General features: G+C 59.1%; 19 protein-coding genes. 13 read left to right on the plus strand and 6 right to left on the minus strand.

All coding sequences use genetic code 11. The annotated features are described in order from the left end of the window. The first annotated feature begins 21 nt into the window (after positions 1-21). The 5 genes from GOW60_RS01035 to GOW60_RS01055 all read left to right on the plus strand — a co-directional run bounded on the left by GOW60_RS01035 (position 22) and on the right by GOW60_RS01055 (position 5495). Positions 22-2157 carry a malate synthase G gene (locus tag GOW60_RS01035; protein ID WP_171227920.1) on the plus strand — a complete coding sequence of 712 codons (2136 nt, stop codon included), beginning with the start codon at positions 22-24 and terminating at the stop codon, positions 2155-2157. 71 nt (positions 2158-2228) lie between these two features. Next, positions 2229-2654 (plus strand): heme-binding protein, encoded by a 426-nt coding sequence (locus GOW60_RS01040; protein WP_171227921.1) that lies wholly within the window; start codon positions 2229-2231, stop codon positions 2652-2654. Between the two features lie 219 nt (positions 2655-2873). After that, positions 2874-3653, plus strand: coding sequence for a gamma-glutamyl-gamma-aminobutyrate hydrolase family protein (locus GOW60_RS01045; RefSeq protein ID WP_171227922.1), 780 nt, complete (start codon positions 2874-2876; stop codon positions 3651-3653). A gap of 532 nt (positions 3654-4185) precedes the next feature. Next, on the plus strand, positions 4186-4635 hold the full coding sequence (locus GOW60_RS01050; RefSeq protein ID WP_171227923.1) for a hypothetical protein: 450 nt from the start codon (positions 4186-4188) through the stop codon (positions 4633-4635). 50 nt (positions 4636-4685) lie between these two features. Continuing rightward, complete coding sequence (locus tag GOW60_RS01055; protein ID WP_171227924.1) at positions 4686-5495, plus strand: autotransporter outer membrane beta-barrel domain-containing protein; 810 nt, start codon at positions 4686-4688, stop codon at positions 5493-5495. Between the two features lie 58 nt (positions 5496-5553). Here the strand turns inward: GOW60_RS01055 and GOW60_RS01060 are convergent, their stop codons facing one another. Beyond that, on the minus strand, positions 5554-7794 hold the full coding sequence (locus tag GOW60_RS01060; RefSeq protein WP_171227925.1) for a xanthine dehydrogenase family protein molybdopterin-binding subunit: 2241 nt from the start codon (positions 7792-7794) through the stop codon (positions 5554-5556). A 3-nt stretch (positions 7795-7797) separates the two neighbouring features. Next, the gene (locus GOW60_RS01065) at positions 7798-8262 is read right to left on the minus strand and encodes a (2Fe-2S)-binding protein (protein WP_152458626.1); all 465 of its coding nucleotides are present in this window, start codon (positions 8260-8262) and stop codon (positions 7798-7800) included. A 99-nt stretch (positions 8263-8361) separates the two neighbouring features. Here GOW60_RS01065 and GOW60_RS01070 point away from each other — a divergent pair, with 99 nt between their 5' ends. Then, the gene (locus tag GOW60_RS01070) at positions 8362-8940 is read left to right on the plus strand and encodes a TetR/AcrR family transcriptional regulator (RefSeq protein WP_171227926.1); all 579 of its coding nucleotides are present in this window, start codon (positions 8362-8364) and stop codon (positions 8938-8940) included. Here GOW60_RS01070 and kynU read toward each other — a convergent pair. Further along, positions 8933-10126 carry a kynureninase gene (gene kynU / locus GOW60_RS01075; RefSeq protein WP_171227927.1) on the minus strand — a complete coding sequence of 398 codons (1194 nt, stop codon included), beginning with the start codon at positions 10124-10126 and terminating at the stop codon, positions 8933-8935. The two genes, GOW60_RS01070 and kynU, sit on opposite strands and share 8 nt — an antisense overlap. 174 nt (positions 10127-10300) lie before the next feature. Between kynU and GOW60_RS01080 the strand changes: the two genes are divergently transcribed. The 6 genes from GOW60_RS01080 (at position 10301) to GOW60_RS01105 (ending at position 17027) form a co-directional block, all read left to right on the plus strand. Further along, positions 10301-10750, plus strand: coding sequence for an isoprenylcysteine carboxylmethyltransferase family protein (locus GOW60_RS01080; protein WP_171227928.1), 450 nt, complete (start codon positions 10301-10303; stop codon positions 10748-10750). 129 nt (positions 10751-10879) lie between these two features. Continuing rightward, the gene (locus tag GOW60_RS01085; protein ID WP_171205444.1) at positions 10880-12451 is read left to right on the plus strand and encodes a Re/Si-specific NAD(P)(+) transhydrogenase subunit alpha; all 1572 of its coding nucleotides are present in this window, start codon (positions 10880-10882) and stop codon (positions 12449-12451) included. 13 nt (positions 12452-12464) lie between these two features. Next, positions 12465-13919, plus strand: a complete 1455-nt coding sequence (locus GOW60_RS01090; RefSeq protein ID WP_152458621.1) for an NAD(P)(+) transhydrogenase (Re/Si-specific) subunit beta — start codon at positions 12465-12467, stop codon at positions 13917-13919. Positions 13920-14080: 161 nt separating this feature from the next. Beyond that, positions 14081-14437 carry a VOC family protein gene (locus tag GOW60_RS01095; protein ID WP_171227929.1) on the plus strand — a complete coding sequence of 119 codons (357 nt, stop codon included), beginning with the start codon at positions 14081-14083 and terminating at the stop codon, positions 14435-14437. Positions 14438-14544: 107 nt separating this feature from the next. Beyond that, on the plus strand, positions 14545-15822 hold the full coding sequence (locus GOW60_RS01100) for a DUF3422 family protein (RefSeq protein WP_171227930.1): 1278 nt from the start codon (positions 14545-14547) through the stop codon (positions 15820-15822). A 68-nt stretch (positions 15823-15890) separates the two neighbouring features. Then, complete coding sequence (locus tag GOW60_RS01105; protein ID WP_171227931.1) at positions 15891-17027, plus strand: MFS transporter; 1137 nt, start codon at positions 15891-15893, stop codon at positions 17025-17027. 6 nt (positions 17028-17033) lie between these two features. Here the strand turns inward: GOW60_RS01105 and GOW60_RS01110 are convergent, their stop codons facing one another. The 3 genes from GOW60_RS01110 to GOW60_RS01120 form a co-directional block, all read right to left on the minus strand. Continuing rightward, the gene (locus GOW60_RS01110; protein ID WP_152458617.1) at positions 17034-18014 is read right to left on the minus strand and encodes an ABC transporter permease; all 981 of its coding nucleotides are present in this window, start codon (positions 18012-18014) and stop codon (positions 17034-17036) included. Next, positions 18007-19014, minus strand: coding sequence for an ABC transporter permease (locus GOW60_RS01115; protein WP_171114986.1), 1008 nt, complete (start codon positions 19012-19014; stop codon positions 18007-18009). Before GOW60_RS01115 ends, GOW60_RS01110 begins: the two co-directional genes overlap by 8 nt. Positions 19015-19108: 94 nt before the next feature. Further along, entirely contained in the window at positions 19109-20815 is a 1707-nt protein-coding gene (locus GOW60_RS01120) for a peptide ABC transporter substrate-binding protein (RefSeq protein ID WP_171114988.1), read from the minus strand. A 285-nt stretch (positions 20816-21100) separates the two neighbouring features. Here GOW60_RS01120 and GOW60_RS01125 point away from each other — a divergent pair, with 285 nt between their 5' ends. Further along, positions 21101-22921, plus strand: coding sequence for an ABC transporter ATP-binding protein (locus tag GOW60_RS01125; protein ID WP_171227932.1), 1821 nt, complete (start codon positions 21101-21103; stop codon positions 22919-22921). Positions 22922-22924 lie beyond the last annotated feature (3 nt).

Here is a 22924-nt window from a genome sequence, read left to right on the forward strand (position 1 = left end):
CAATCGCAGGAGAGCAGGAATATGACGGACAGACAGACCCTGAGCGGACTGCAGATCGATCCGGTTTTGGCTGAGTTCATCGAGACGCAGGCGCTGCCGGGCACGGGCGTCTCTTCGCAGAAGTTCTGGGCCGGCATGGCGCGGATGGTGAACGAACTGGGGCCGAAAAACCGTGAGCTGCTGGCCAAACGGGCCGAGATCCAAAGCCGCATCGATGGGTGGCACATGTCCCGAAAGGGGCAGAACACCGATGCCGCTGAATATGAGGCTTTCCTGAAAGAGATCGGGTATCTGGGCGAAGAAGGCGACGAATTCCAGATTGAAACGGCCAATGTCGACCCCGAGATCGCCCTGACCCCGGGCCCGCAACTGGTTGTTCCGATTACCAATGCACGCTTTGCCCTGAACGCGGCCAACGCGCGCTGGGGCAGCCTTTATGATGCGCTGTACGGAACGGATGCAATGGGGGATCTGCCGGCAAGCGGTGGCTATGATGCGGCGCGCGGCGCGCGGGTGATCGCATGGGCCAAGGCGTTTCTGGATGATGCCGTGCCTCTGGCGTCGGGATCATGGGCGGATGTCACCGAATTGGGTATCACCGACGGTGCGCTGACCCCTGCGCTGGGCGATCCCGCCCAATTTGCCGGGTTTGGCGGTTCGGCAGACAAGCCCGACTTTGTGCTGTTGAAAAACAACGGTCTGCACATCCAGATCATGATCGACCCCACAAGCAACATAGGCGCGACCGATCCCGCGGGCATCGCGGATGTCCGGCTGGAATCCGCGCTGTCCACCATCATGGATTGCGAAGATTCGGTTGCCTGCGTCGATGCTGCAGACAAGGTTGTGGCCTATGGCAACTGGTTGGGCCTCATGAAAGGCGACCTGACCGAAGAGGTCACCAAGGGCGGCACCACGTTCACTCGGAAACTGGCCGAGGACCTGAGCTTTATCACTCCGTCGGGTGATCAGGCCAAGCTGAAAGGCCGGTCGCTGATGCTCGTGCGCAACGTGGGTCACCTGATGACCAACCCGGCCGTGCTTGACGCAGAAGGGCGCGAGATCGGCGAAGGCCTTATGGATGCTCTGTGCACCACCCTGATCGCCATGCACGACCTGAAGCAAGACGGGGGCAATTCTGTCGAGGGCTCTGTCTATGTGGTGAAGCCCAAGATGCACGGACCCGAGGAAGTCGCGTTCTCGGTCGAGATATTCGACATGGTCGAAGACATTCTGGGCCTGCCGCGCAACACGGTGAAACTGGGCATCATGGATGAGGAACGCCGCACCTCGGTCAACCTCAAAGAGTGCATTCGCGCCGCAAAATCACGGGTCGCCTTTATCAATACGGGTTTCTTGGACAGGACAGGCGATGAAATTCATACCTCGATGGAGGCCGGTCCGATGCTGCCCAAGGGCGACATCAAGAATACGCCATGGATTGCGGCCTATGAAGATCGCAATGTCGATATTGGTTTGGCCTGTGGCTTGAAGGGCAAGGCGCAGATCGGCAAGGGCATGTGGGCCATGCCGGATCGCATGGGCGATATGCTTGAGGCCAAGATCGGCCATCCGATGGCTGGAGCGACATGTGCCTGGGTGCCGTCGCCCACGGCCGCGACCCTGCACGCAACGCATTACCACAAGGTCGATGTGCTGGCCCGTCAGGACGAGCTGGCCGCAGGCGGCGCACGTGGTACGTTGAAGGATCTGTTGACCATCCCCTTGCTGGCTGGGCGCAATCTGAGTGACGAGGAAATCACGCGTGAACTTGAAAACAATGCGCAGGGTATCCTCGGCTATGTCGTGCGTTGGGTCGATCAGGGCGTGGGCTGTTCCAAGGTGCCCGACATCAACGATGTCGGCCTGATGGAAGACCGCGCGACGTGCCGGATTTCGTCGCAGGCACTGGCCAATTGGCTGCATCACAGCATCGTGGATGAAGCTCAGGTTATGGCCGCACTGCAAAAGATGGCCGCTGTCGTGGATCGCCAGAATGAAGACGATCCGAATTATACACCGATGGCGCCGGGATTTGACGGTATCGCCTTTCAGGCCGCATGCGATCTGGTGTTCAAGGGCCGGGTTCAGCCCTCGGGCTATACCGAGCCGGTCCTACATGCGCGCCGTCTGGAATTGAAAGCCAGCCAAAGATAACACCGAAAAAAGCCCACAGACCGATCGTTTGTGGGCTTTGTCGAACTTCAATCTGACGAGAGGACCTTCAGATGTCAGTTTCCCTACGCAAGGCCCGCACCATCATCCGCAAAACCCTGGAAAAGGGCCGAGAGATGGAGTTTAAGCCGCTCTCCGTCGTGGTTCTGGACGCCGGCGGGCATGTCATTGCGTTCGAGCGCGAGGATGGTGCAGCACCGGGTCGGTTCGGGATTGCGCAGGGCAAGGCCTATGGATCGGTCATGCTGGGAATGGCGGGCACTGCGCAGATGCAACGCGCCGAAACACAGGCCTATTTCATGGCCTCGGTAAATGGCGTCTATGGTGGTCAGGTCGTGCCTGTTCCGGGTGGCGTGCTGTTGCGTGATCGCAAGGGGGCCGTGATCGGCGCCGTTGGGGTTACCGGAGATACATCAGACAATGATGCGCTGGCCGCAATGGCGGGAATTGAGGCAGCCGGCCTGATCGGTGAGATTTAACAAGAGCGTTGTATTTATACGTCTTTCGATCTGAGTGGGGAAATTATTCCCCCGCGTAGCTGTTTGTTGGAAAGTTTTTCCAATTAAGCTGGGCAGACCAGAACGTACAGTGCGTCTTCGAACACGTCCCTGCGCTTTCATGCAGGGCGTGTATTCTTGCACGTTAAAACCGCTGCCGCTAGCTTCCTTGACAGGCACAACAACAGCAGGGAAAGCGGAATGTCTCGGCCTGTCGTCGGTATCATCGGCAACTCGTACCTCATGAACGATCAATACCCCACACATGCTGGGGGAACGATGAATTCGGATGCCGTGGCCAACGTGTCAGGATGTCTTCCGTTATTGATACCCGCAGATCCGCGTTACGTGTCGGTCGATGAGTTGCTGGAGGTCTGTGACGGCTTTTTGCTGACCGGCGGTCGCCCGAATGTGCACCCGGAAGAATACGGGGAACCTGCAACCGATGCCCATGGCGAATTCGACCGGGCACGAGACGCCATAACTCTGCCGCTGGTTCGCGCCTGCGTTGAAAGGGGACAGCCGTTTTTGGGCATCTGCCGGGGGTTTCAGGAAGTCAACGTTGCCATGGGCGGAACGCTTTATCCCGAGATCCGCGATCTGCCGGGGCGGATGAACCACCGGATGCCGCCCGATGGAACCCTGGAGGAAAAGTTTGCCCTGCGCCACGTGGTGACACTGGAAAACGGCGGCGTTTTCCACAAACTGTTCGGCGCAACCGAGGTCATGACCAACACCTTGCACGGTCAGGGCATCAAAACGATTGGGCAGCGCGTGGTCATTGATGGCCATGCACCGGACGGGACGCCCGAGGCGATTTACATCAAGGATGCGCCCGGCTTTACCCTGTCGGTTCAATGGCACCCGGAATGGGACGCGATCAATGACCCGGTCTCTCGCCCCCTGTTCGAAGCCTTCGGCGATGCGGTTAGAAACTGGAATTGTAGAAATCGTTCTGCAAGGCTAAGGCAATCTGCTTGACCGGCGCCAGCGGGCTGCCCTCGACTCCCCGTCTCTGAATCGCAACATTCGAATAATTGTTTATGAGACGAGCCCAATACCCTTGTTTATCCGCCAGCAGGTCTGAATGCTTGCCCCCGATGCCACGAAACGGTGCGAGATTGAGATATGCAAGGATCAACCCAAAGACGACTGTGTTCAGTTAGGTTTCTCGCAGCGACATTTTTAGCAACTTCCGGTTTCGCAGCTGAAGTGATGGCGCAGCAGTGTGGTTCTTTAGGTGAGTTGCTCTACATCGGACGCACGCGTGATTCAGCATCCTCCGTTTGGTTGTCTGCGACTGAGCAAGGCGGTTTTCGTTTGGAAGCCGCGCAAGGCAACACAACGGTGGACACGTGGAACAAGTCTCGCAGAGGCGTTCATCTAAGCTTTTCACCCTTTGTCTCTAACGGAAATGGTGGAGTGCACCGATTGTTCGAAATCGGTGGAGCGCCAAATGGCAAGGATTGCCTGATCGATACTCAAAACCAACAGAGAAACTGGAGCTTGCCCGGTGGAGGTGGTGGCGGAGGCGGCTCCGGTGGCGGTTCAGGTGGCTCTGGTGGCGGCTTTGGCGGTGGTGGCGGTTCAGGTGGCTCTGGTGGCGGCTTTGGCGGCGGAGGCGGTTCAGGTGGCTCTGGCGGCGGCTTTGGCGGTGGAGGCGGTTCAGGTGGTTCTGGCGGCGGCTTTGGCGGCGGAGGCGGTTCAGGTGGCTCTGGCGGCGGCTTTGGCGGTGGAGGGGGCTCAGGCGGCTCCGGTGGCGGCTTTGGCGGCGGTGGAAGTTCAGGTGGCTCCGTTGGTGGAGGTGGTTCTGGTGGCTCCGGTGGCGGTTCCGGTGGCTCTGGTGGTGGTTTTGCCGGAGGTGGAACTGCGGCCGCTATACCTCGTACTCGACCACAAAGTGCTGCTGACGGGGTATACGCTGTCGGTGTTGAGTGTGTTGACGCAGCGACGGGTAAATTAGACGCGGCATTATGTGATCCCTCTGTTACTGCTCCTATTGTGGGCCCTCCTTTGACCGAAGGCCGAGATCTCGCGCCGCCGTCCACATGGAATGTATGGACAGATTTCACCTATACCGAAATCGAAGACACGCGCGGGGTCAGAGAAGTCGACATAAATGACAACTATTTCGCGGCGGGGTTCGACAGGCTTGTCAGGCCGGACTTGGTCGTTGGATTTCAGGTTGAATATGAAAACCTTGATGTCGAAGGCTTTCAGGGTCAATTCAGACAAGACACTAAAGGGCTTGCTGCGGGACCCTATTTTGCCTGGCGCATGTCCGAGAGATGGGTGCTGAATGGACTGGCGACCTTCGGCGAGTTTTCGACGGATGTGAACGTGCTGGGGTTAAGTGGCGATTTCGACCGGACCCGGTGGCGAGCCAATCTGGAGGCGATCGGTCAGTACGAGGCCGGGAATTTCCTGTTACGTCCGTCGATTGCCTATGACTATTACAACTACAGCGCAGAAGACTATGATCTGAGCGGCACTGTGGCAGGTGTTCCGGTCAACATAGTTGGCGAAGTTGCTTCAGCGAGTTACAGCGCCTTAACACCTGAGTTGGAAATCAGCAGGCCATTTGTCACTTCGCGATCGATTGTGTCTCCGTTTGCGACGCTGAGCGCGACCTACTGGTTCGACCGTGAAAATGTTGGATTAGGCGCTGGATCGCAGACCGACTTGACTTGGGCATCGCGCGTGGGGGTGCGCGCGCGCGCGAGTGAGGCCGTTTTTGTCGAGGCGACACTGGGATATCTGAGTTTGTTCGAAGATGATTTGGATACGACCGAAGCGTCCATTTTTCTTTCTGTCAGCTTCTGATCCTCAAGGGGCGAAAAAGGAAAGCGCCGCCTCAAGTCAAAAGGCGGCGCCAAGACGATCAGATCAATAGGTTGAACTGATTGATCAGCGGAAGGGAACGTGCGCGCTTGCCCGTCAGGTCGAAAAGCGCATTGCCAAGTGCCGGCATCGAAGGCGGTGTTCCGGGCTCGCCCGCACCACCCATATGCCGATTGGTTTCCAGCACGCGCACCTCGACCTGCGGGGCTGTGTGCATCCGCATCGCGTCATAGTCGGGGAAGTTGAACTGCTCGACTTCGCCTTCCGCAAAGGTGATCTCGCCAAAACATGCGGCAGACAGGCCGTAAATCATGCCGCCGAACATCTGTGCCTTGACGTTTTCCGGGTCCAGCGCCAGCCCCATGTCGCAGGCAATCCAGGCCTTGCTGATGCGGATGGTGCCGTCTTCGTCGACCACTTCGATGACCTGGGCCACCGGGGTGCCGAAGCTGTATGTGAAGGCCACGCCCCGGCCGACGCCTTCGGTCGTCTGACCCGTCCAGCCTGACATTTCCTTCACCGCTTCCAAACATCCCGCCGACGGCGCGTGTTCGTTCTTCATCAGGTCCAGCCGGAACTCCAGCGGGTCACGGCCTGCGGCATGAGCCATCTCATCCATGAATGTCTCGTGAAAAAAGCCGTTATGGCTGTTGCCGACCGAACGCCAGAACCCCACGGGAACAGCCAAATCGGCAATGTGGCCGCTCATGCGGTAATTGGGTACCGCGTAGGGCTGGTTGAAGAAACCTTCGACCAGCACCTTGTCAGGACCGCCGCCGGGGAACCCGGTGTAGCGCTCGACCGCCTGTTGGGTCGGAGATTGGGCCGCGACCTTCCCGTCAATGAGCACGGCCTTGCCGTCCTGAACCGCGCCGCGCATCCGGGCGATGGCGCCGGGGCGGAAATAGTCGTGACGCATGTCCTCTTCGCGGCTCCAGGTTGTCTGAACCGGTGTGCCGGGCATGGCCATGGCAACCTTGGTTGCGATTTCGCCGAAATCCAGTTCGCCCCTGCGACCAAACCCGCCACCCAGATAGGTGGTGTGGATTTGGACGGCTTCGGTATCCAGACCGGCAGTGTTGGCAACGCGGAACTGAATCAGTGTGGGGGCCTGGTTGCCGCACCAGAGTTCCAACGCATTTCCCGTGTAGAGCGCGGTGGCATTCATTGGCTCCATCGTTGCATGGGCCAGATAGGGCACGCGATACTCGGCGGTGATTTCAGTGGCGTTCTCCGGGCTTGCGCTGACATCGCCGTCGTCGCGCATGGTCGAATTCGGTGCGTCGTCAAACGCCTCGGCGATCCTGGCAAAGATCTCTTCGGTTTCCGGCGGATAGGGCGCGTCGCCCCAATCGACATCAATGGCCTCGACTGCCTGGTTGGCCAACCATGTGTTGCTTGCGATCACGGCCACGCCTGTGCCCAGATCGACGACCTTCTCAACCCCGGGCATGGATCTTGCGGCGCTATCGTCAAAGCCGTTCATCGCGCCGCCCAGTTTGGGGTTCATTCGCACGCTGGCGAATTTCATGCCGGGCAGGCGGACATCGACGCCGAATTCAGCGGTGCCCGTCGCCTTTCCCACCATGTCGAGACGCGGTTGGCTTCGGCCCAGATAGTGCCATTCAGACGGGTCTCGCAACGGTACCTCAACCGGTTCCAGCCCGGCGGCATCCTCGGCAAGCATTGAATAGGCGATCTTGTCGCCGTTGGGGGCAATGACATGGCCTGACGCCGTTTTCAGATCCGAAGGATCGACGCCCAACCGGTCTGCGGCAGCGCGTTTGAGTGTTTCACGGGCCGAAGCACCGGCTTGCCGCATCCGGTCGAACCCATCTTTCATCGAGGTCGAGCCACCGGTGACTTGCAGGCTGAGCGTCTTGCCCAGAACACCCAGCGCCTCGCCCAGATTGTGCTGGAAATTCGAGATATCGTATCCCTTGTTCGGCAACCCTTCGCCCACAAGGGCCGAATTGTAATAGGCCGCCGCTGCGGGGCCGTGCAGAACGGTGATCTGATCCAGATCGACATCCAGTTCCTCGGCGATCAGCGCGGCCCATGTGGTTCGGACCCCCTGACCCATTTCCGCGCGGGGCGCGAACAAGGTGACGCCGTTCTGGTCAATCAGCACAAACGGGTTCAGCGCTGCCTCGCCTTCCCGGGGTTTCAAGGGGTTGGCCGCGGGGCGGGTCACGTAATAGGCCCCGAAGGCCACGCCGCCAACGATCGCGGCAGAGCCGATCAGGAATGTACGGCGGAGGATTTTTCCAACGGAAGCCATTGCTTACGCCTCCTTCAGCTTGGATGCCGCGTCATGGATTGCTGCGCGGATAAGGGGATAGGTGCCGCAGCGGCACAGGTTGCCCTGCATCGCTTCGTCGATGTCTGCGTCAGTGGGGTCCGGGTTTTCCGCCAGCAATGCCGCGGCCTGCATGATCTGGCCCGACTGGCAGTATCCGCACTGTGCGACCTGATGATCAATCCAGGCCTGTTGGATCGTGGCCAGCGCGTCCGGCGAACCGAGCCCTTCGATCGTGGTCACGTCACCCCAGACATCCGACAGCGCCACCTGGCACGAGCGCACGGCCTCGCCATCGATATGCACGGTGCAGGCCCCGCATGCGGCCACGCCGCAGCCGAACTTGGTGCCGGTCAGGCCGACCTCGTCCCGCAGAACCCAAAGAAGGGGGACGTCATCAGGCAGATCCACCTGATGTTGCTTGCCGTTGATCTTCAGGGTCGTCGCCATGGCGCACCTCGTGTTGCTGTGGCTGGTTTCTGACATAATTGTACGAAAGTGTCAGGATGTCAATTGACAAATTGAACAAAAAATGTCAGGGCTTCGGATATGAAAGACAATGGTGACGGCTCACGGCAACAGGCGATCCTGAACTCGGCGTTTCAGGCGTTTTCCACTTATGGGTATAGAAAGACCTCGATGGACGATATCGCGCGCGGCGCGGGGATGTCTCGGCCGGCGGTGTATCTGCATTACAAGAACAAAGAGGCGATCGTCAGCAAGCTGACCGAGCTGTACTATGCCGAAAAGAGCGTTGCGGTGGCCGAAGCGCTGGCGACGCAAGGGTCCGTGCCGGAGGTTCTGACCCGCGCAATTCAGGCGCAGACCGAGGGGATGGCAAAGATTCTGGCCTCGCCCCACGGGCTTGAAATCCTCGACAACACAAAATCCCTGTCTGCGGAAATCATCGCGGCGGGTGAGGCCAAGCTGGCCGCGCTCTATGCGGACTGGCTGACGCAACAGGAAAAGGCGGGCCGGGTTCGCCTGCTGGCTGACGCGGCAGAGATCGGTCGGACGATCACCGCCACGCTCAAGGGGCTGAAGCTGATTGGCGCCGGGGCCGAGGTCTATGAACAGCAGGTCGCACAGGTCGCGGCGCTTTTCGGCGCCGGACTCGAAGTCAGGTAACGCGCTGACGGATCCTGTATTCGGGCGTGTCCCACAGGCGGTTCTGCATGATATCGGCCATAATCCCGACGGCGCGTTCGACATCGCCTTCGTCGATATACAAAGGTGTAAAGCCGAACCGCATTATGTCGGGTGCTCGAAAATCTCCGATCACGCCACGGGCGATCAGGGCCTGCATGGCGGCATACCCTTCCTTGAAACGGAACGAGATCTGGCTGCCGCGCTGCTGCGGATCACGGGGGCTGGCCAGTTGCAGATCCGGGCAGGTTGCCTCGACGCGTTCTATGAAAAGCTCGGTCAGTTCAATCGATTTGGCCCGGACGTCGGTCATGTCCGCCAGATCCCAGATGTCCATCGCAGCCGACAAGGCCGTCATCTGGATGATGGGCGGCGTTCCCACCCGCATCCGTTCAATGCCGCTGCCGGGGCGGTAGTCGAGATCGAAGGCAAACGGCGCTTCGTGCCCCAGCCATCCGGACAGGGCGGGGCGTGTGCGTTCCGCCAACCTCGGCGCGACATAGATGAAGGCTGGCGCGCCGGGGCCGCCGTTGAGGTATTTGTACGTACACCCGACCGCGAAATCGGCGTTGCACCCTGAAAGGTCCACGGGGATGGCCCCTGCGGAATGGGCCAGATCCCAGACCGTTATCACGCCGTTGGCATGCGACAGTTCGGTCAGCGCCTTCATGTCGTGCATCCGACCCGAGCGGTAATCTACCTCGGTCAGCATAAGAACGGCGACCTCTTCGGTGATTGCGCCGGCCACGGCTTCGGGATCAACGACGCGCAACTCATACGCGTCCCCAAGCGAGCGCAGCAAGCCATCCGCCATATACAGGTCCGAAGGAAAGTTGCCGTTATCCGACAGAACCACTTTGCGATCCGGATTCAGTTCAAGGGCCGAGGCCACGGCCTGATAGACCTTGATCGACAAGGTGTCTCCGGTCACCACACTGCCGGGCTCTGCTCCGATCAGGCGGCCAATCCGGTCACCAAGCGCGGTGGGCAGGCCCATCCAACCAGCCTTGTTCCATCCGGTGATCAGCATCTGGCCCCATTCTTCCGTCAGCATCCGTTGCACTCGGGCACCGGCTGATTTCGGCAGGGGGCCCAGAGAGTTGCCATCCAGATAGATGACGCCCTCTGGCAGGTCGAACATGGCTTTGGTTGCCGCAAAATCAGTCATGAAGGCTCGCTAACTCGTGTGAACGTCGGTGATTGCTATTGAGGTAGTCGATCCGCGATAATGAGTCCATGCGATGCGACATACTGGTCTTTTGCCATTTTGGCTCAAAAGCGGTAGGACATCGCGCAGAAGCGACATGTGCTGGATCTTGTCGTCATTCAATGAGGGCTTTGCATGCGCTGGATGGACGTTCCGCCGGTTTGGTTGATTGCTTTTGCAGCTCTTGCCTGGTTGCAGGCCAGATATCTGAAGCTGGGCCTGTCGCTTGAGGGTGGTTTGACGGATCTTCTGAGCGGGGTGTTGATCGGAGGTGGAATCCTGATGGCTGTTCTGGCGGTGGTCGAGTTCCGCCGTCACAAGACAACCGTCATCCCGCATGAAACCCCGTCAACGATGGTGCAATCCGGTATCTACAAGCGCAGTCGCAATCCGATCTATGTGGGCGACGTTCTGATTCTTGCGGGTCTTGTCCTTCGGTTTGATGCCGTCCTGTCCCTGGTTCTTGTGCCAGTCTTCGTCTGGGTGTTGGAGCGTCGGTTCATCCTACCGGAAGAAGACCGCCTGCGTCGTACCTTTCGCGCCGACTTCGCGCGTTACGAACGCAAGACACGGCGCTGGATTTAGGGTGGAGTCCGCAATGACATCACGTCAAAAATGCTGCGCTTGCGAAATAATGTTGCGCAGGATACATCTTTGCTTAACAAAGAATACCGATCACCCGCTCAGACCGAGTAAGAATTAGGGGGACTGCCAGTGAAGATAGGCACGCCAAAGGAAATACTGGACGGCGAGAACCGGGTCGCGATGACACCGGACTCGGCCGTGCAACTGCAAAAACTGGGCTATGAGTGCCTGATCGAAAAAGGCGCAGGTGCTGCCGCCGGTTTTTCGGACGCGGCGTATGAGGCCGTGGGCGTTGAGGTTGTCAAGACCGCGGCATCGCTTTGGAAGGCCGCAGATATCATCGCCAAGGTTCGTATCCCGACCGAGACGGAACTGAAGCGTCTGACCAAGGGCAAGACGCTGATTTCCTTCTTCAATCCTGCCGGCAACGAAGAAGGAATGGAACTTGCCAAGTCCAAAGGCGCAAATGTGATCGCCATGGAAATGGTGCCGCGTATTTCACGCGCGCAGAAGATGGACGCGTTGTCGTCGATGGCCAACATTGCCGGCTACCGCGCCGTGATCGAAGCCGGCAACAACTTTGGCCGTTTCTTCACCGGTCAGGTGACTGCGGCTGGCAAGGTGCCGCCTGCAAAGGTTCTGATCGTCGGGGCCGGTGTTGCCGGGCTTGCCGCGATCGGCACGTCGACCTCGCTGGGTGCAATTACCTACGCGTTCGACGTGCGCCCTGAGGTGGCCGAGCAGGTCGAATCGATGGGGGCTGAGTTCGTCTATCTGGACTTCGAAGAAGAACAGCAGGATGGTGCGTCCACCGGTGGGTATGCGTCCGTCCAGTCAGAAGAGTTCCGCAATGCGCAGCTGGCCAAGTTTCGAGAGCTGGCCCCGGAAATGGATATTGTCATCACGACGGCCCTGATCCCCAACCGTCCGGCGCCAAAGCTGTGGCTGGAAGACATGGTCAAGGCAATGAAGCCGGGCTCGGTCATCGTTGACCTTGCGGCCGAGCGCGGCGGGAACGTCGAAGGCACCGTGCCGGACGAAAAGGTCGTGACGCCCAACGGCGTGACCATCATCGGCTATACCGACTTCCCCAGCCGGATGGCAGCGCAGTCTTCGTCTTTGTACGCGACAAACATCCGTCACATGATGACCGATCTGACGCCTGAAAAGGACGGTCAGATCAACCACGACATGGAAGATGACGTGATCCGCGGCGCGACAGTGACCTATGAGGGTGAGATCACCTTCCCGCCGCCGCCACCCAAGGTGCAGGCGATCGCGGCGCAGAAAAAGCCCGAGGTCAAGGAACTGACCCCGGAAGAAAAGAAGGCGCAGGAAATCGCGGCCTTCAAGGCGCAGACCAAGCAGCAGTTCACCCTGTTGGGTGTCGGGGGCGCGCTGATGCTGCTGGTGGGGCTGATCGCTCCGGCCAGTTTCATGCAGCACTTCATCGTCTTCGTGCTGGCCATCTTTGTGGGCTTCCAGGTGATCTGGAACGTCGCGCACAGCCTGCACACTCCGCTGATGGCGATCACCAACGCGATTTCGTCGATCATCATCGTCGGGGCTTTGATGCAGATCGGATCGGGGTCGTTCCTGGTCATTCTGCTGGCGGCACTGTCCGTCTTCATGGCCGGGATCAACATCTTCGGCGGTTTCCTCGTAACCCGGCGCATGCTCGCCATGTTCCAGAAATCTTAAGGAGGCCGGGCACATGGATTATGGCTTCACCACTGCCGCCTATGTTGTTGCGGCTGTCCTTTTCATCCTTTCGCTCGGCGGTTTGTCGAACCAGGAAAGCGCCAAGCGCGCGGTCTGGTATGGCATCGTCGGTATGGCGCTGGCGGTATTCGCCACGCTGGTTGGCCCGGGCTCGGGTCTGTGGCTGCTGTCGCTGCTGCTGATCGCGGGCGGTGGTTTCATCGGCCAGTATGTTGCGCAGCGCGTGCAGATGACCGAGATGCCGCAGCTTGTTGCGGCGATGCACTCGCTGGTCGGTCTTGCGGCCGTGTTCGTTGGCTTCAACGCGCATTTCGAGATCGGCAACGTGGCACAGGTCATGGCCATTGCGGACAGTGCCAGCCAGGCGGATCTGTCCGATCTGGGGTCTTTTGCCAAGCTGATTGCCAAGAAAACCCCGGCTGAGCTGGCAATCCTGCATGTGGAACTGTTCCTGGGCATCTTCATCGGTGCGATCACCTTTACCGGGTCGGTCGTAGCTTATGGCAAGTTGGCGGGCAAGGTGACCTCGGCAGCGACAAAGCTGCCCGGTGGCCATGCGCTGAACGCGGCGGCGGCGGGTCTCTCGCTGATCTGCCTGATCTGGTACACATCGACAGGGGGTCTGTTCCCGCTGATCCTGATGACGCTGGCGGCGTTGTTCATCGGCTATCACCTGATCATGGGTATCGGCGGCGCCGACATGCCGGTGGTTGTGTCCATGCTGAACAGCTATTCGGGCTGGGCGGCTGCGGCGATCGGTTTCTCGCTGGGCAACGACCTGCTGATCGTGGTCGGTGCGCTGGTGGGCTCGTCTGGTGCGATCCTGTCCTACATCATGTGCAAGGCGATGAACCGCCACTTTGTCAGCGTGATCCTTGGCGGTTTTGGTGGCCCGCAGGGCGAACAAATGGCCGTTGAAGGCGAACAGATCGCCATCGAGGCTGATGGCGTTGCTGCGGCTTTGAACGACGCAGACAGCGTGATCATCATTCCGGGCTATGGGATGGCCGTGGCACAGGCGCAGCAATCGGTTTCCGAACTGGTGCGCAAGCTGCGGGCCAAGGGCAAGAACGTTCGTTTCGCAATCCACCCCGTGGCGGGCCGCTTGCCGGGCCACATGAACGTTTTGCTGGCCGAAGCGAAGGTGCCGTATGATATCGTTCTGGAAATGGACGAGATCAACGACGACTTTCCGGACACCGATGTGGCCATCGTCATCGGTTCGAACGACATCGTGAACCCGGCGGCGCAGGAAGATCCCAACAGCCCCATCGCCGGAATGCCGGTTCTGGAATGCTGGAAAGCCAAGCAGGTGTTTGTCTCGAAACGTGGTCAGGGCACCGGGTATTCCGGCATCGAAAACCCGCTGTTCTTCAAAGAGAACACCCGGATGTTCTACGGCGACGCCAAGGAGTCGCTGGACAAGCTGCTGCCGATGATCGATTGATCGTTGCGTTTGATCCGATCGCAAAGGGCGCCTTTGGGCGCCCTTTTCTTTTTGAGTGTGCATGGGGGCGTTGCCCCCAAACCCCCAGGATATTCCCAGCCAGATGAAGCAGGCGGAGTGTGGTAGTCTTGGGGGGAGGCACAGATGGCAGGAGGTCGAGGATGGAGAAAGTGAATGGTATTGGCGGAGTGTTCTTTCGCGCCCGCGACCCTGAAGCGCTGAGCGCCTGGTATGAGAAGCACCTGGGCGTCAATCATTATGACCCCGTGCCCTGGAAGCAGCGAGAAGGCTATACGGTCTTTGCGCCATTCGCGGAGGACACCGAATATTTCGGACGGGCCGATCAGCAGTGGATGATCAATTTTCGTGTCGATGACCTGGGCGCGCTGACGGCGCAGCTTGAGCAGGCTGGAATCACGGTGGAAACCAATCCTGACTGGGACAGCGAAGTTGGAAAATTTGCCCGCATCCATGATCCCGAAGGCAATCCCATCGAGCTGTGGCAGCCAAATCAATGAGATAGCAGGGTTGTATACCGTTGTATCCCTGTAAGTATATGAAATAAAAAGAGAATTGATGTATCAATTATGTGCCGTATAGTGCGCGTGACGAGGCGGAGCCATACATGACACCGATAGACGACCATCCCCTTCGCTATGCGCTGGCAAATGAACTGCATGCTCGACCGTTCCCGGTCGCGTCAATGCCCTGTACGGTGGTCTTTCTTGCGATCAAAAAGCCCGAGGCCGCCATGGCGCGCGATCGACGTGAGGATTTGGCTCACTTGATCGACCTGCTGGATCGCCATGGCGCGCAGCACCCTCGGCCGGACGCCACGCATTACGCGGGCCAGATTGGTCGCCATTGGTTGAAGTGGGAGCAGCATACCGAATTCGTGACCTACACGGCGATCGCGCAGAATGTGAGTGAACGCGCCTTTGATCCGGCTGACTTTGAGGTCTTTCCGCCCGATTGGTTGATGGCCAGTCCGGGCCAGAGGGTTACATCAGTATTGTTGCGCGTCGTTGAGCGCGACAGTGACGACGTGGTGAAGTCGAAACTGCTGGATTGGTTCGAGCCGGAAAGTCTGGCCGTGTCCAGGGTATTGGACGATGCCGCAGTTTGTGCCAGTGATTTTCGGATCGACCCGGCCGGTCACATGCGCTTTGCCTTGTTCGTGGCCGAGGGCACCGGACGGCGCCGGACGGGACGGATCATTCAGCGACTTTGCGAAATTGAAACGTATAAGGCGATGTCGATGCTGGGTTTCGCGCGCGTCAAGCAGCTGATGCCGCGTATCGGAGAGCTGGACGGGCAACTCACCCGATTGATGGGGCAGATGACTGGCAACTCGACGCAGCCTGACGCGCTGTTACAGGATTTGCTGGCAACGTCGATCGAGCTCGAAACATTGTCGGCCCGGTGTTCTTTCCGTTTCGGAGCCACCGGGGCGTATGAGGCCATCGTCAACCAGCGGATCGAAGTATTGCGAGAAGAACGTTTCGAGGGTGGTCAGAATTTCGCTGATTTCATGATGCGCCGATATGACCCTGCAATTCGCACCGTGAAATCCACGGAACGCCGCCTTCAGGCTTTGTCGGATCGGGCGATCCGCGCGGGTGAGTTGCTGCGGACAAGAGTGGATGTGGAGCGCAGCGCGCAAAATCAGGCGTTGCTGGAAAGCATGGACCGTCGGGCCGATCTGGCACTGCGCTTGCAACATACGGTCGAGGGGCTTTCCGTGGTTGCCATCAGCTATTATGCGGTTTCGCTGGTCAGCTATCTTTTGTATCCGCTGACGGCCTCGGGCATCAGCAAGGGCATGCTGACGGCGGCGGTTACGATCCCGGTTGTCGTCGGGGTGTGGTACTCGGTGCGACGCATTCGCAAACGGCTCGGTTGAGTGGCAATTGCCAAGTTTCCTCTGACCTGTAGAACAGGGGCATTGGGCAAGCAGAGCGAGGGCTTGGGATGATAAGCATAGTTGCAGCATGGCGCGCTGTCGCCGCCATGTTCATTCTGAATGGTGCCCTGTTCGGAATCTGGGCGTCGCGCATTCCCGCCATACGTGACCGCTTGGAACTGTCCCATGAGGCGCTCGGATACGGCCTGTTGTTCATGGCTGCGGGGGCTGTCTGCTCTTTCCCGATAACCGGGCGGCTTACGGATCGATTCGGCGCAGTTGCAATCACCCGGATCATTGCGGTTCTGTACACGGGGTCGCTGATCCTGCTTGCCATGGCTGATGGGCTTTGGGGGCTGGCAGTGTTCCTTTTTGTCTTTGGCGCCTTTCACGGGTCGATGGATGTTGCGATGAATGCATGGGCCGCCGAGGTAGAGCAGGCATATGACAAACCCGTTATGTCCTCGTTCCACGCAATGTGGAGCCTTGGTGCCGGTCTTGGCGCGCTCAGCGGTTATGCCGCGGTTCAGATGGGGCTGACGGTTCTTGTGCACTTCCTGTTGGCGGGTGGCGTGGTTGTTGGCCTTGCGCTTGCGTCATCTTGGGTAAGCTGGACTTCGCGCCAATCCCAAGGGCCTCAGAGTACGGTTTTCGCCTTGCCTTCCGGTGCGTTGATACTGGTTGGCATAGCCGCCTTGTGCGGGGCATTGGGCGAAGGGGCCGTCGCGGACTGGAGCGCGATATATCTGCGTGACATCACAGGGGCGTCCGAAAGCGTCGCTGCCTTGGGCTATGCGGTATTTTCAGTGACCATGGTGGCGTTTCGACTTGCAGGCGCGCTTGTCATCACCCGGTTCGGACCGGTCGTTTCCGCCCGGTTCGGCGGTATTTGCGCGGCGTTTGGGGTTTTCACGGTGGTTTCAACAGCAACGATCCTGCCCGTGCTGGCCGGCTTTGCCTTGATGGGAATAGGGTATGCCGTGATCATGCCGCTGGCATTCAGCCGGGCGGCCAGCGATCCGAATGTGCCGCCGGGGCAAGCCATCGCGAGTGTTGCAACATTGGGGTATGGGGGGCTGTTGATCGGTCCGCCGTTGATTGGCTTTTTGGCGGAAGTGTTCGGCCTGCGTCTGGCATTCGCCGTGCTGCTGCCATTGGCCGTTCTGATCGTGTTGTTGGCCGGCGCGATGAAGCGCGCCGGCTGAGAGTGTTCAACGACCGCGAATGCGGGGATCCAGCGCATCGCGCAGACCGTCACCCAGATAGTTGACGCTCAGGACGGTCAGCGAGATTGCCAGACCAGGCCAGAATACACGCTCGGGGTATTGCTGTAGGTAATCGACTCCGTCGAACAGCAGGCGGCCCCATGTCGGGAAGTCGGGCGGAAAGCCCAGCCCCAGGAAGGAAAGCGCGCTTTCGGTAATGATCGCCGTCGCAATCCCCAGCGTCGCCGATACCATGATCGGAGACAACACGTTCGGCAGGATATGCCGCGTGATGATCTGAGTGTTGCTGGTGCCGATGGACCGGGCCGCCAGAACGAATTCACGTTCTTTTATGGCCAGCACGTCACCCCGTACGATCCGCGCCGTAGGCATCCACGAGGTGATGCCGATGGCGCAGACGATCAGGATGAAGATCCCGCGCTCCAACCCGAACGCGGCCGACAGGGGTTCACGGAACAGCAGCATCATGACCAGCAGCAAGGGCAGCAGGGGCAGGGCCAGAAACAGGTCCGTCAGACGCATAAGCGGACCATCCAGCCGTTTGAAGAACCCGGCCAGAACGCCGATAAAGGATCCCAGGAACAGTGCCAGCAGCATCGCGGTGATGCCCACCGATACCGAGGTTTGACCGCCCGACATCATGCGCGCCAGAATATCCCGGCCCAACTGGTCGGTGCCGAAGGGATGCGCCCAGCTTGGCCCCTGATTGCGGGCCCGGATATCGATCTGCGTTGGATCGATGCTCCAGAGATAGGGGCCCAGATAGACCCCCGCCACGATCAGGATGAACAGCACCGCACCCACCATGGCGCCCTTGTGCGTCTTGAACTGATCCCAGACGTCGCGCCATTGGCTGCGCGGCGGGGTCGTGAGTTCCTCCATCACATCAGCGGTTGGCAGCGCGGTGGATGCCGGGGCCAGACCTTCGTCGGGGATCAGCGTATCTGATTTGTCGTGATCAGTCATAGCGAATCCTCGGGTCCAGAATGCCATACAGGACGTCGGCGATCAGGTTGAACAGCACGATCAGCACGGCAAAGATGAAGGTCAGGGTTTGCACCATCGGCAGGTCGTTGGCCTGAATGGCGCCAATCAGCAACTGGCCGATACCGTTCACCTTGAAAACCTGCTCGGTGATGATGGCGCCGCCGAAGATGGCCGGAATGCCCAGTGCAATGACCGTGACCACGGGGATCATCGAGTTCCGCAGAACGTGGACCATGACGACGGTGTATTCGCTGAGCCCCTTGGCGCGTGCGGTGCGGACGTAATCCTGGTTGAGATTGTCCAGCATCGAGGCGCGCATGAAACGGCTGAGCTGCGCCGTGATCTGCAACGCCAGCACCATGACCGGCATGATCATCTGTTTCAGCTGCACGACGAAGCTGTCCCAGCTGTTGACGACATGGGTCGTGTCATAGATCGAAGGGAACCAGCCCAACTGGACTGAAAAGATCACGATCACCAGAACGCCCGAGAAAAACGGAGGGACCGAGAAGCCGACCATCGACACGAAGGTGCCCATCTGGTCGAACCAGGAATACTGGCGATAGGCCGAATAGATGCCGATGGGCAGCGCGATCAGGATGGCGACAACATAGGCGGTGCCGACAACCCACAGGGTCTGCGGGATACGCTGAACGACGATGTCCATGACGGGCGAGCGGGTCTGCCAGGATATCACGCGCAGGTCACCTGCGGAAAAACTGGTGCCGAAGATGTGGTCGATCAGAACCTGCGGTTCGATCCAGAAGAATTGCACGATCCATTTCCAGAACCGGATATGCATCGGCTGGCCAAGGCCAAGCGCCTCGCGCATCTTTTCCTTGACTTCGGGGGGAACGGTGAGAGGAACCTGTGCCATCGGATCGCCGGGTGCGAGTTCGAGGAGCAAGAAGATGACGAGGCTGATGAACAGCAGCGTTGGAACGGCCAGCACCAGTCGTCTGATTGTGAAATTAAGCATTAAGAGGCGCCTTTATATGCGTCTTCTTGTTGGGGTGGGATGCAAATGACCGCGCCCCGATAACGATCGGGGCGCGGTTTTGCAAGGTCAGTGCTTAGGAACCGGTCTTGCGGTACCAGTCCGCAATATTCCACAGCTCGCTGTCCCAAACGTTCAGGACAACGCCACCCAGGGTGTTTGCATGCGCCGACAGGCGACCACGGTGAACCAGCGGGATCATGCCACCATTCTGAACCATGATGTCATTCAGCTGCTTGGCGATTTCCGCACGCGCTTCCAGACCAGCGGTTTCGGCCAATTGAGCGTGCAGCTTGTCGAACTCTTCGTTGCAGAAGCGGCTGATGTTTTCGCCCTGCCACTGCGTCTCGGGACGCGGTGCCTTGTCGCACAGACCGTTGCCCAGATAGGACTGCGGGTCGGTGCCGTTGAAGGTGTTGGCGTACATTTCAACGTCGGCATAGAACTTCTGGAACGTGTCGGGCGAGCCCGGGTCACCACCGAAGAAGACCGATGCGTTTATGTTGCGCAGTTCGGTTTCAATGCCGATCTGGCTCCACCATTCCTTGATCAGCGCCTGGAAGTCCTGACGGACAGCGTTGGTCGAGGTCTGATAGACGATCTTCAGCGGAACGCCGTCCTTCTCGCGGACGCCGTCGCCGTTGGTATCGACGATGCCGGCATCATCCAGCAGTTTCTTGGCGCCTTCGATATCCTGCGTGTCGCAGGTCATCGAGGTCGAGTTGAACGCGGCAGGGGCCGGAACCCAGTTGCAGGTCACTTTACCAGCCTGACCATAGCCGATTTCCACCAGCAGCGGACGGTCGATGGCCATGGACATGGCTTTGTAAACGGCCGGGTCCTTCAGGAATGGGTGCGGATGCTTGGCCGTCGAACGCTCGCCTTCCGGCAACTCGGGCGACGGGTTGGTCTGGTTCAGCATGATGCGCTCGACCAGCGGGCCGAAGCCTGCAACCGGCGTACCTTTGCCACCTTCCTGCATCTGTGCGATCACTTCCGGAGCCAGTTGCAGGTTCCAGGCATAGTCAAATTCACCGGTTTCCATGACGGCACGACCTGCAGCCGTCGCGTCACCGCCGCCTTTGAAGGTCACGGTCGCGAAGGCAGGTTTTGCCGGATCACGATAGTTGTCGTTGGCCTTGAAGGTGATCACGTCGTTCGGTTTGAACTCGGTGACGACAAAGGGGCCGGTGCCGATCGGGTTGAAGTTCTGTTCGGTGCATTCCGGGGCTTTGGCGCCCATGCAGTTTTCGAACTGGGCCTTTTGAAGGATCGGGCTTTCACCGCCGACGAACGGGCCATAGGGGAAGGGGGTCGGTGCGTCGAAAGTGACCTTGACGGTCAGGTCATCAACAGCTTCGACCGAGGTGACGCCTTCGAACTTGGTCACCTGCGCGCAGCCACCTTCCGGGTGCATACAGTAATCGGCGGTGAACTTTACGTCAGCAGCGGTGAACGGAGAGCCGTCAGACCATGTGATTCCCGGTGCGATTTTCCATGTGATCGACGTCAGGTCTTCGCTGACACCGCCATTTTCCACGGTTGGGATTTCTGACGCCAGATATGGCACCATGTTGCCGTCCTGGTCGTAGCGGGCAAGTGGCTCGATCACCAGCGAGGCTGATTCCACGTCTTTCGTACCGCCGGACAGGAACGGGTTCAGGATCGACGGAGCCTGCCAATAGATGATGCTGACATTGCCGTCCGAACCGCGCTCGGCAAAGGCCATCGGGGCCATTGCCGTGCTTGCGATCGCACCAAGCAAAAGGGTTTTGATTTTCATAAGTCACTCCCGAATTGGACACGTTCGTGTCTCGATTATCTCCGCAAGGCCTGCGGGTTTGGCGTTGCCGCTTCGGGGTAAGTTTTTGATCAATAAAGATAATAGCGCTAACGACATAAATCGGCGCTGCCTCCCCAAGGCGGTTACGTTGGGTATCGAAACAGAACTTGAGAAAAATGCAAGTGGTGCCGTCGCGAAAATGTGTAATGGGTTTGACTTTTCCCGGCGGCCCGCCGTAGCGTTCGGCATTCAGAACAAGAATAACCTCGTCAAGGGAGCGCGCACGTGCTGGATCAGCCTATTGCTCAAATCAAAAAACTGCGGGTGGAGTTTCAGACAAAAGACGGTCCCGTTGTTGGTGTTGAGGACGTCTCGTTCGAGGTCAAACCAGGCGAAACCGTTTGTATCGTTGGCGAATCGGGCTCGGGGAAGTCGGTTTCATCGTTGTCCTTGATGCGTCTGGTCGAGTTCGGTGGCGGCGAAATCGCGGGCGGTGAATTGCTGTTTGATCGTCGTGATGGCGAAGAAATGGACTTGGCCAAGGCCGATCAGGATCTGATGAAGCAGATTCGCGGCAACGAGATCGGGATGATCTTTCAAGAGCCGATGACCGCGCTGAACCCCGTTTTCACCGTGGGCCGCCAGTTGACCGAAGGTCTGCGCATCCACAAGGACATGACGAAAGCGCAGGCCGAGGAACGGGCGCTGGAATTGCTGCGTCAGGTTCGTATCCCAGAGCCCGAGCGCCGTTTGAAACAATATCCTCATGAGTTGTCGGGCGGGATGCGCCAACGTGTTGTCATTGCGATGGCGATGGCTTGTGAGCCGCGCCTGTTGATTGCCGACGAACCCACTACGGCGCTGGACGTGACAATTCAGGCCGAGATTCTGGCCTTGATGGACCGCCTCAAGCGGGAAACCGGAACTGCGGTGATGTTCATCACCCACGACATGGCCGTGGTTGCCCAGATGGCTGACCGCGTTGTTGTGATGTTCCGCGGCAACAAGGTCGAAGAAGGCACGGTCAAGGAAATCTTTGAAAACCCGCAGCACGACTATACCAAGGCGCTGCTGGCCGCGGTGCCGAAACTGGGCGAGATGCAGGGTAAATCTGCGCCCGAGCCGATGAAGCTGCTGGGGGTCGAAGGGCAGAGCATTGCGCCAATTCCGGGTACGGAAGAGGTTCTGCTGACCGTCAAGAACCTGACGACACGGTTCCCGGTCAAAGGCGGGCTTTTGCGGCGCACGATTTCGAACGTTCATGCGGTCGAGGATGTCTCGTTCACTCTGAACAAAGGTCAGACGCTCAGTCTTGTCGGGGAATCCGGTTGCGGCAAGTCTTCGGCGGGGCGTTCGATCCTGCGGCTGGTTGAGCCGTTGGCGGGCGAGATTGATCTGGACGGCGTCGACATCATGAAGCTTGATCCATCCGGTTTGCGCAAGGCGCGGCTGGACATGCAGATGATTTTCCAGGACCCGTTCGCCTCGCTGAACCCGCAGATGCAGCTGGTCGACCAGGTCGCCGAGCCGATGCGCAATTATGGTGTGGCGTCGGGATCCGAACTTCAGGATCGTGTGGCACAATTGTTCGACAAGGTGCAATTGCCGCGCAGCTTCATGCGTCGCTTCCCGCATGAAATGTCGGGCGGTCAGCGTCAGCGGATTGCCATTGCCCGCGCTTTGGCCCTGAATCCCAAGCTGATCATTGCGGATGAGGCGGTCTCGGCCCTTGACGTGTCGGTGCAGGCGCAGGTTCTGAACCTGATGATGGAATTGCAGTCCGAGCTGGGCCTGTCGTACCTGTTCATCAGCCACGACATGGCCGTGGTCGAACGGGTCAGCCACTATGTCGGGGTCATGTATCTGGGGCGCATTGTCGAACTTGGGCCCCGGGCGCGGGTGTTCGAGAACCCGCAGCATCCCTATACACAGGCGCTGATGAAGGCGGTTCCGATCGCGGACCCGAACAAGCGGAAATCGGAAAAGGATCTGAATTTCAAACCGATCCCTTCTCCTATTCATCCCACCAACTACACGCCGGAACCTTCGCAATATCAAGAGGTTGAGGCAGGGCACTTCATTCTGACCACGGACAGCGGGTATTGACCC

Origin of the sequence: Ruegeria sp. HKCCA4008, from assembly GCF_013033125.1 — a bacterium.
Taxonomy (GTDB): domain Bacteria; phylum Pseudomonadota; class Alphaproteobacteria; order Rhodobacterales; family Rhodobacteraceae; genus Ruegeria.